We start from the raw sequence: 9,649 nt of genomic DNA on the forward strand, positions 1-9,649 counted from the left end.
TGCACGATGAGCTTGGCGATCATCGAGTCGTAGAAGGGGCTGATGGCATCGCCCTCGCGCACGCCGTCATCGATGCGCACACCGCCGCTGCCCAGGGACGCGCGCTCGAAGCTGGTGGCCGCGGGCTTGCGGTACACCTGCAGCGTGCCGGTGGCGGGCAGGAACTGGTTGTCGGGGTTCTCGGCGCAGATGCGCGCCTCGATGGCATGGCCGCCGATGCGCAACTGGTCCTGCGCCAGCGGCAACGGCTCGCCGCAGGCCACGCGCAATTGCCACTCCACCAGGTCCTGGCCGGTGATGGCCTCGGTCACCGGGTGCTCCACCTGCAGGCGGGTGTTCATCTCCATGAAGAAGAAGTCCATGGACCCATCGGCCCGCTGCTCCACGATGAATTCCACCGTGCCCGCACCCACGTAGTTCACCGCGCGCGCAGCGGCCACCGCGGCGTTGCCCATCTCGGCGCGCATGGCCGGGGTCATGCCGGGGGCCGGGGCCTCTTCCAGCACCTTCTGGTGGCGCCGCTGCACCGAACAGTCGCGCTCGAACAGGTACACGCAGTTGCCCAGGGTGTCGCCGAACACCTGGATTTCGATGTGGCGCGGGCGCTGCACGTATTTCTCGATGAGCACCGCGTCGTCGCCGAAGCTGTTGATGGCCTCGCGCTGGCACGACGCCAGGGCGGCGGCGAAGTCTTCCGACCGGTCCACCGCGCGCATGCCCTTGCCGCCGCCCCCCGCGCTGGCCTTGATGAGCACGGGGTAGCCGATGCGGTCGGCCTCGCGCTGCAGCAGCGCAGGGTCCTGGTCGGCGCCGTGGTAGCCCGGCACCAGGGGCACGCCGGCCTTTTCCATGAGCTGCTTGGACTCGGCCTTCAGGCCCATGGCCTGGATGGCGGACGGGGGCGGGCCGATGAACACCAGCCCGGCATCCGCACAGGCCTGGGCGAACTCCTCGTTCTCCGACAGGAAGCCGTAGCCGGGGTGCACCGCCTGCGCGCCCGTGGCCCGGGCCGCGTCGATGATGCGCTGCCACTGCAGGTAGCTTTCCTTGGGCGAGCTGCCGCCGATGTGCACGGCCTCGTCGCATGCGGCGACGTGCTTGGCACCGGCGTCGGCATCGGAATACACGGCCACGGTCTTCACGCCGAGCCGGCGGGCGGTCGCGGCCACACGGCAGGCGATTTCACCGCGGTTGGCAATCAGGATTTTGGAGAACATTCAAACCACCTTCGCAGGACCGGAAAAAAGGGACGACACGCGCCGCAGCACGGCACGCAGGAATTTGAAAAGCACGATCAGCAGCAGCGCCGACAGCACCAGCATCACCACCAACGCGATGCCGAACAGCACCGGGTGCTGCGTGGCCATCCACACGACGGCCACCACCAGGCCGTCCTCGAAGAACGACAGCAGCCAGTTGGAGAACGGCTCGGGCGAGGTGTTGGCCGCGGCGCGCGTGGTCATCTTGGTGGCCAGTGCCGTGGCCGAGAGCGAGCCGCCCAGCAGCCCCGCGACGAGGCCCATGGTGGCGTTGTCGGCGCCGAACACGCCCGCGGCCAGCAGCGCGCCGCCGGGGATGCGGATGACGGTGTGCACCGCATCCCAGGCGCTGTCCAGCCAGGGCACCTTGTCGGCGAAGAACTCCACGCACAGCAGCAGCCCGCTCACGGTGAGGACGGCCGGGTGCTGCAACGCGTGCAGCCCGGCAGGCAGTGGCAGCCAGCCACCCGCGCCCATGAGCCCCACGATGAAGACCACCGCATAGAGCCGGAACCCGCTGGCCCAGCCGAGCGCAGCGGCCAGCGCCAGCAGGCCCGGCAGGTCCATCGCCGAAGTGGCCTGGGCCGCGCCGGCCGCCACGTCGCGGGCGGTGCCGGGGTCCACGTGCAGCCCTGCGGCGTGGAGCCACTGAACGATGTGCAGCCAGAGCGCGTCCATGCCGTCCCCGGTCAGCCCGGCCCCACCAGCCACGAGGGCTTGCGCTTTTGCAGGAAGGCCTGCACGCCCTCGCGGCCCTCGTCGCTGGCGCGGATGTCGGCAATGCCCTGCACCGTGGCGGCGATGAGCGCGGCATCGATATCGCGGCCCGCCACGTCCTGCACCAGCCGCTTGCAGGCGCGCACCGCTGCCGGGCTGGCGCTGGTGAGCGCCTTGAGCCAGGCATCCACCGTGTCGTCGAGCTGCTCGAACTCCACCACCGCGTGCACGAAGCCCAGGTGCAGCGCCTCGGCCGCGCCGAAGCGCTCGGCGGTCAGGAAATAGCGGTGGGCGGCGCGCGCGCCCATGGCGCGGATCACATAGGGGCTGATGGTCGCCGGGATGAGCCCCAGCTTCACCTCCGACAGGCAAAAGCCCGCCGTGTCGACGGCCACCGCCATGTCGCAGGCCGCCACCAGGCCCATGCCGCCGGCATACACGTCGCCCTGCACGCGGGCGATGGTCGGCTTGGGGCACTCGTAGATCGTGCGCAGCATCTCGGCCAGCGCGCCGGCGTCGGCCACGTTCTCCTCGCGCGTGTAGTCGGCCATGCGGCGCATCCAGTTCAGGTCGGCGCCGGCACAAAAGGCCGTGCCCTGCGCGGCCAGGACCACGGCTCGCACGCCGTCGCGGCTGCCTGCCTGCGCGAAGGCGTCGGTGAGCGCGGCAATGGTTTCGTCATTGAAGGCGTTGCGCAGATCGGGCTGCGCCAGCGTGATGCGCGCCACGGCGCCGTCATAGGCCGTCTGGACGGAATTCATGGGTTGGGTCCTCGGTGCTCTGGAGAAAAAGCCGGGCGCGGATGCGGCCGGATGCGTGCGGCGGACCAATGCCGGGGCCTCATGGCGCCTCCCACACGACGTGGTCGTCCACGGCATACAGGTGGCAGGTCGCCGCCTTGGCGTTTTCGTTGCAGCGGGCCACCGCCGCGGCCATGGCATCGGCCCGGCCGTAGTAGTAGGCCCAGGCGCCGCTGGGCGCGATGGCGTAGGCCCGCGGCCACGGCGCCGCGAGAAACTTGCGGTAACCCTCGCGCGCCGCATCGCGCACGTAGGGGATGGCCGACGCATCGGCGACGGGGTAGGCGTCGGTGGCCCGGGGCACGGCGCTGTCGTGCGGCATCATCGGAATGTGCGTCACCGGCCGGGACGGCAGGCCCAGGCCGGCCAGGAAGCGCTCCACCTCCGGCAGCCAGATCGGCACGCCGCTTTGCGAGGCGAACAGCCGGTGCGAATCGGTTCCGAACCGGCCATACGCCACCAGCTGCGCCCGCCCACCGGCGGCCACGTAGCGCGCGTACATGTCGCGGTACAGCGAGGTGGGCCAGTACGAATCGTTGTCGCCGTAGAACCACAGCGACGGCAGGCGCGTGCCCTGGCCGTAGGCACCGAAGGCGCTGGCCAGGTTGTTTTCCCAGCCGGGGCATTGCTCCTGCCGCAGTCCGCCGGCGAAATTGATGAGGCCGCGCACGCCGGGCGGGTTCAGCGTGCCCAGCGCCAGGGTGGTCAGGCCGCCGTGCGACTGGCCGACGACCACGATGCGCTGGCTGTCCGCATCCGGCAGGCGGCGCACGTAGGCCAGGGCAGCCTGCACGTCCTCGGCCTGGTTGCGGCCATTGCCTTCCACGTTGCAGCCGCTGCCCAGGTAGGCGCCCGTGGACCGCGAGAAGCCCTGGCGCATCGGGATCACCACGAGGTAGCCGCGCTCCACGAACACGCGGGCGGCCGCCAGGTAGCGCGCACGCTCCTGCAGGCGCGGATTGCCGTTGGCCTTGCCGTGGTTGATCACGACGACGGGAAACGGGCCCGTGCCCGCCGGGCGGTACACGGTGGTTTCCAGCTCGGTGGCCAGCAGCCCTTCGCCCTTGGGCACCATCACGATCTGCTCGTGCAGTGTGGCATCCAGCGTGGGCGGTGTGGACGGCGCCAGCTGCGCCAGGGCGGGCAAGGCGCCCAGCAGCAGCGCGCAGCGCAGCAGCCAGGCCAGGGCGTGTCGGCGAAGGGTCATGGCGGGATCTGCGTCGGAGTCTTCGGCAGGCTGGCGGTCACATGCGGAACAGGCCGAACTTCGTGTCTTCGATGGGCGCATTGCGCGTGGCCGACAGGCCCAGCGCCAGCACGCGGCGCGTGTCGGCGGGGTCGATCACGCCGTCGTCCCACAGCCGCGCGGTGGCGTAGTAGGGGTGGCCCTGGCTCTCGTACTGCTGGCGGATGGGGGCCTTGAAGGCCTCTTCTTCCTCGGCACTCCACTGGCCGCCCTTGCCCTCGATGCCGTCGCGCTTGACGGTGGCGAGCACGCTCGCGGCCTGGTCGCCGCCCATGACGGAGATGCGCGCGTTGGGCCACATCCACAGGAAGCGCGGCGAATACGCCCGCCCGCACATGCCGTAGTTGCCCGCGCCGAACGAGCCGCCGATGACGATGGTGAACTTGGGCACGGCGGCGGTGGCCACGGCGGTGACCATCTTGGCGCCGTTGCGCGCGATGCCCTCGTTCTCGTACTTGCGGCCCACCATGAAGCCGGTGATGTTCTGCAGGAACACCAGCGGGATCTTGCGCTGGCAGCACAGCTCGATGAAGTGCGCGCCCTTGAGGGCGGACTCGCTGAACAGGATGCCGTTGTTGGCGATGATGCCCACGGGCATGCCCTCGATGCGCGCGAAGCCCGTGACCAGCGTGGTGCCGTAGCGCGCCTTGAACTCGTCGAACTCGCTGCCGTCGACGATGCGGGCGATGATCTCGCGCACATCGAAGGGCTTGCGCGTGTCCACCGGAATCACGCCGTACAGCTCATCCGCTATGAATTTAGGAGCAACAGAGGCATGCAATTCCCCGGCATGGGCCTTGTTTCTATTCAAATTGCGCACCGCGTTGCGGGCCAGTTGCAGCGCGTGCAGGTCGTTTTGCGCCAGGTGGTCGGCCACGCCGGACAGGCGCGTGTGCACGTCGCCGCCCCCTAAGTCCTCGGCCGTCACGACCTCGCCCGTGGCCGCCTTCACCAGCGGCGGGCCCCCCAGGAAGATGGTGCCCTGGTTCTTGACGATGATGGATTCGTCGCTCATGGCCGGCACGTAGGCGCCGCCGGCGGTGCACGAGCCCATCACCACGGCGATCTGCGCGATGCCCTGCGCGCTCATGTGCGCCTGGTTGTAGAAGATGCGGCCGAAGTGGTCGCGGTCGGGAAACACCTCGTCCTGGTTGGGCAGGTTGGCGCCGCCCGAGTCCACCAGGTAGATGCACGGCAGGTGGTTCTGCGCGGCCACCTCCTGCGCGCGCAGGTGCTTCTTCACCGTCATGGGGTAGTAGGTGCCGCCCTTCACCGTGGCGTCGTTGCACACCACCATGCAGTCCACGCCGCTCACGCGGCCGATGCCGGCGATCAGCCCGGCGCCGGGCGCGTCGTTGTTGTACATGTTGAGCGCGGCCAGGGGCGCCAGTTCGAGGAACGGCGTGCCGGGGTCCAGCAGCATCTGCACACGCTCGCGCGGCAGCAGCTTGCCGCGGGCCGTGTGCTTGGCGCGGGCAGCTTCGCCACCGCCCTGGGCCACCTGGGCGGTGCGGGCGCGCAGGTCATCGACCAGGGCGCGCATGGCGGCGGCATTGGCCAGGAAGTCGGCCGAGCGGGCATTGAGTTGGGATTCGAGGATCATGCGGTGGTGCTTTCCTGCAGGCCGAGCTGTTCTTTCATGGCGTCGCGGATCTTGAATTTCTGGATCTTGCCGGTCACCGTCATCGGGAACTCGGCGACGAATCGGATGTAGCGCGGCACCTTGTAGTGCGCGATCTGCCCCTTGCAGAACGCGCGGATGTCGTCCTCGGTGGGTGCGGCCGTGCCGGGCTTGGCGATGATCCAGGCGCACAGCTCTTCGCCGTAGCGGGCATCGGGCACGCCCACCACCTGCACGTCCTGCACCTGCGGGTGGCGGTAGAGAAACTCCTCGATCTCGCGCGGGTACACGTTCTCGCCGCCGCGGATCACCATGTCCTTGATGCGGCCGACGATGTTCACGTAGCCCTCGGCATCCATGGTGGCCAGATCGCCGGTGTGCATCCAGCCGGCATCGTCGATGGCCTCGCGGGTCCTGGCCGGGTCGTCCCAGTAGCCGTGCATGACCGAGTAGCCGCGCGTGCACAGCTCGCCGCGCTCGCCCACGGGCACCACGGCGCCGGATTCGGGGTCGATGATCTGGATCTCCAGGTGCGGCTGCACCTGGCCCACGGTGGACACGCGCTTGTCCAGCGGCGTCTCGGTGCTGCTCTGGCAGCTGACCGGGCTGGTTTCGGTCATGCCGTAGGCGATGGTGATCTCCGACAGGTGCATGTCGCTCACCACGCGCTTCATCACCTCGATGGGGCACGGCGAGCCGGCCATGATGCCGGTGCGCAGCGTGGACAGGTCGAACTCGGCGAAGCGCGGGTGGTCCAGCTCGGCGATGAACATCGTGGGCACGCCGTGCAGGCCAGTGCAGCGCTCGGCCTGCACCGTCTCCAGCACCTTGAGCGGATCGAAGCCGTCGCTCGGGTACACGATGGCCGCGCCGTGCGTGAGGCAGGCCAGGTTGCCCAGCACCATGCCGAAGCAGTGGTACAGCGGCACGGGAATGCACAGCCGGTCCTCGGGGGTGAGCCGCATGCACTCGCCGATGAAGAACCCGTTGTTCAGGATGTTGCGGTGCGTGAGCGTGGCGCCCTTCGGAAAGCCCGTGGTGCCGCTCGTGAACTGGATGTTGATGGGGTCGTTGGCGTCCAGCGTGGCGGCCACGGCATCGATGCGCGCATCCTGCGCGTCGCCGCGCGCCATCAGTTCGGAAAACCGCAGCAGGCCGGGCGAGTCGCCGCCGCCCGCCGCGTCTCCCGGCGCACCGTCGATCCACACCACCGTGCGCAGCTGCGGCAGCCGGTCGGACTGCAGTGCGCCAGGCGTGCCGGCGGCCCACTGCGGCGCCAGTTCGCGCAGCATGCCCAGGTAGTCGCTGGTCTTGAAGCGCGCCATGGTCACCAGCGCCTTGCAGCCGACCTTGTTGAGCGCGTATTCCACTTCCGACGTGCGGTAGGCGGGGTTGATGTTGACCAGCACCAGGCCCACCTGCGCGGTGGCCAGCTGCATGAGCACCCATTCGGCGTTGTTGTGCGACCAGATGCCCACCCGGTCGCCCGGGTTCAGGTCCAGCCCCAGCAGCGCGCTGGCCAGGCGGCGCACCTCGGTGTGCAGCTGGCCGTAGGTGTAGCGCAGGCCCTGGTGCACGCTCACCAGCGCCTCGCGGTCCGGCTGGCGCTGCGCCATGTCGCTGAAGAAGGCGCCGATCGTCTGCTCGATCAGGGGCACCGCCGTGCTGCCGCGTGCAAAGGCGGAAGTCAACGGGGCGGTCGGGCTCACTGGGTCCATGGCAATGTCTCCTCGTGTGGCACGCCCCCGGCCCGGCCGGGAACGGCGATGGGCCGCAGCATACGCCCGCCCGGGCCCGGACCGCATGACAGATGGGGTCACAAAGGTTGCAATATGCGCCACACAAGGCAAACTCCCCCCATGCCCGAACCCGCCACCGCCCTGCCCCGCACCGCCCCCCACGCGCCCACCGCTGCCACGCCCATGGCCTTCGTGCGGGCCATCGTGCAGGCCTACACCCAGCGCGGCATGGACGCCTCGGCCGTGCTGCGGCAGGCACAAATCACGCCATCGGACATCGCGCATCCGCACGGGCGCATCACGGCGCTGCAGATGGAGCAGCTCTCCGACGGCGCCATGCGCGAACTGGACGACGAGGCCCTGGGCTGGTTCGGCCGGCGCCTGCCCTGGGGCAGCTACGGCATGCTGGCGCGGGCCTCGATCAGCGCGCCGCACCTGGGCCTGGCCCTGCAGCGCTGGTGCCGCCACCACGGCCTGCTGACCGACGACATCGCCCTGCACCTGACCAGCGACGGCGCCACCGCCACGCTGGCGATCACCGAACACCGCGACCTGGGCACGCTGCGCGAGTTCTGCCTGGTCTCGATGCTGCGCAACGCGCTGGGGCTGGCCTGCTGGCTCATCGATTCGCGCCTGCCGCTGCAGGGCGCGGATTTTCCTTTCGCGCCACCGCCGCACCAGGCGGCCTATCCGCTGCTGTTCGCCGGCCCCATCGCCTTCCGCGCGCCGCATGCCGCGCTGCGCTTCGATGCGCGCTATCTGGCGATGCCGCTGCAGCGCGACGAGAACGCGCTGCGCACCATGCTGCAGCGCGCGCTGCCCCTGACCGTGCGCCAGTACCGGCGCGACCGCCTGCTGGTGCAGCGCGTGCGGCAGGCGCTGGCAGCCGACACTGGCACGCTGCAGGGCGCGGACGCGCTGGCCGAGCGGCTGCACCTGTCGCCGCGCACGCTGCACCGCCAGCTCAAGGAAGAAGGCGCGTCGCTGCAGGCGCTGAAAGACGAGGTGCGCCAGCACCGCGCCATCGAATGGCTGCACCGCACCGACCGGCCGATCAAGCAGGTGGCGCAGGCCGCGGGCTTTCTCAACGAAAAGAGCTTCATCCGCGCGTTTCGGGGCTGGACGGGGCAGTCCCCCGCCGCGTTCCGCCGCGCCGCCCGGCTGGCGGGCGGGGGTGGATTCGGCCAGGGCGTGTGACCTAAGCCTTGCCGGCGGCGGCGGCCTCGTCAGGAATGGGGCGCACGAACAGCTTGGCATAGCTGCGCAATGTGCCCGATTGCGACAGGTCGTCGGTGATGAACGCCTGGTACTTGGCGCTCAATGCGTCGCCCGACGCGCCGCTGCCGTGGTTGACCTGATCGAGAAAATCCTGCCGCATCTGCTGCAGTTGCGCGTGCGACATGCCACGGTCCTTCAGCGCCTGGAACGCCGCCTCCCGCTTCATCCCGGCGAGGGCGATGGGCTTGGCTCCTGCGGCCGCGGGCACCGCCGCCGGCGCTTGCTGCACCTGGGCGGAGAACTTCGGCGCCTCCTGCCGCCCGGCGCCCGCATTCGGCCGGGGACCTGCATTCGGCTTGGGCTCCGCGTTCGGCCGAGGCCCGGCATCGGCCTGGGGACCGGTGTCTGGCTTGGGGCCGGCATCCGCCTTGGCACCTCCGGCGCCCGCTTTCGGCGGAGGCGGCAAAGCCGTCAGAAAATCCACCACACCGGCGGTGTCGTTCAACAGCAACTGCTTCAGCTCCGGCTCAGTGAAGTTCTCGCGCAGCCGCTGCCAGTTCTCGGCACGGACCTCGGGGCCCTTGCCCGGGGCATGGCCGCCCAGGATCGCCACGAGATCCTTCAGCCTCGGTGGGTCCATGCGATCGATTTCATGCAGCTGGAACACGGCCAGCACCTGGGCCGCAGGCGATTTCGGCAGTGCCGGCGTTGTCAGGAACTTCATCACGGCGGCAGTCTTCTTCAGCAGCAACTGCTGCAGTTCAGGCCCTTTGAACTGGCTGCGCAGCAGCTTCCAGTTCCGGGCCAGCAGCGCCGGGTCCACGCCCAGGGTGCGCCCGCCCAGGAGCTTCGTGAACTGCTTGACCTGCATCGGGGTCATGCGGTCGACTTCATGCAGCGGGATGCTGGACAGCACCTGCGCGACCGTCGGCTTCAGCGGAACGATCGGTGGCGCGCCCGGCCGCCGGGCATGGGCGCTGGCGTGTCCCGCGAACTTCTGCGGCGCAGGCCCCCGGCGGTCGGTGGCGGTGGCGCTGTCGGCCGGGTGG

Annotated in this window: 8 protein-coding genes; 1 reads left to right on the forward strand and 7 read right to left on the reverse strand. The window is 69.9% G+C overall.

Annotated elements, in window-relative coordinates:
* The 6 genes from AC27KI_RS14645 to AC27KI_RS14670 form a co-directional block, all read right to left on the reverse strand.
* Window positions 1–1,217 (reverse strand): acetyl-CoA carboxylase biotin carboxylase subunit (locus AC27KI_RS14645; protein WP_487114460.1); only part of this gene is annotated, 1,217 nt, incomplete at its 3' end.
* Entirely contained in the window at window positions 1,218–1,937 is a 720-nt protein-coding gene (locus AC27KI_RS14650) for a DUF4126 domain-containing protein (protein ID WP_487114462.1), read from the reverse strand.
* Between the two features lie 11 nt (window positions 1,938–1,948).
* Window positions 1,949–2,737, reverse strand: a complete 789-nt coding sequence (locus AC27KI_RS14655; protein WP_487114464.1) for an enoyl-CoA hydratase/isomerase family protein — start codon at window positions 2,735–2,737, stop codon at window positions 1,949–1,951.
* A gap of 79 nt (window positions 2,738–2,816) precedes the next feature.
* The gene (locus AC27KI_RS14660) at window positions 2,817–3,983 is read right to left on the reverse strand and encodes a dienelactone hydrolase family protein (RefSeq protein WP_487089854.1); all 1,167 of its coding nucleotides are present in this window, start codon (window positions 3,981–3,983) and stop codon (window positions 2,817–2,819) included.
* Window positions 3,984–4,020: 37 nt separating this feature from the next.
* Complete coding sequence (locus AC27KI_RS14665; protein WP_272565326.1) at window positions 4,021–5,625, reverse strand: carboxyl transferase domain-containing protein; 1,605 nt, start codon at window positions 5,623–5,625, stop codon at window positions 4,021–4,023.
* Entirely contained in the window at window positions 5,622–7,361 is a 1,740-nt protein-coding gene (locus AC27KI_RS14670; protein WP_487114466.1) for an AMP-binding protein, read from the reverse strand. Before AC27KI_RS14670 ends, AC27KI_RS14665 begins: the two co-directional genes overlap by 4 nt.
* A 141-nt stretch (window positions 7,362–7,502) precedes the next feature.
* On the opposite strand from AC27KI_RS14670, the gene AC27KI_RS14675 reads away from it, so the two are divergent.
* Complete coding sequence (locus tag AC27KI_RS14675; protein WP_284429625.1) at window positions 7,503–8,579, forward strand: AraC family transcriptional regulator; 1,077 nt, start codon at window positions 7,503–7,505, stop codon at window positions 8,577–8,579.
* A gap of 1 nt (window position 8,580) precedes the next feature.
* Here AC27KI_RS14675 and AC27KI_RS14680 read toward each other — a convergent pair.
* The coding region (locus AC27KI_RS14680; protein ID WP_487114468.1) for a hypothetical protein at window positions 8,581–9,649 on the reverse strand (1,069 nt) is incomplete at its 5' end.

This window comes from Acidovorax sp. KPB24-03 (assembly GCF_057546605.1).

Bases quoted from the DNA above. Each gene is read 5' to 3' on its own strand.
- AC27KI_RS14650 (WP_487114462.1), bottom strand. From the start codon at position 1,937: ATGGACGCGCTCTGGCTGCACATCGTTCAGTGGCTCCACGCCGCAGGG.
- AC27KI_RS14655 (WP_487114464.1), bottom strand. From the start codon at position 2,737: ATGAATTCCGTCCAGACGGCCTATGACGGCGCCGTGGCGCGCATCACG.
- AC27KI_RS14660 (WP_487089854.1), bottom strand. From the start codon at position 3,983: ATGACCCTTCGCCGACACGCCCTGGCCTGGCTGCTGCGCTGCGCGCTG.
- AC27KI_RS14665 (WP_272565326.1), bottom strand. From the start codon at position 5,625: ATGATCCTCGAATCCCAACTCAATGCCCGCTCGGCCGACTTCCTGGCC.
- AC27KI_RS14670 (WP_487114466.1), bottom strand. From the start codon at position 7,361: ATGGACCCAGTGAGCCCGACCGCCCCGTTGACTTCCGCCTTTGCACGC.
- AC27KI_RS14675 (WP_284429625.1), top strand. From the start codon at position 7,503: ATGCCCGAACCCGCCACCGCCCTGCCCCGCACCGCCCCCCACGCGCCC.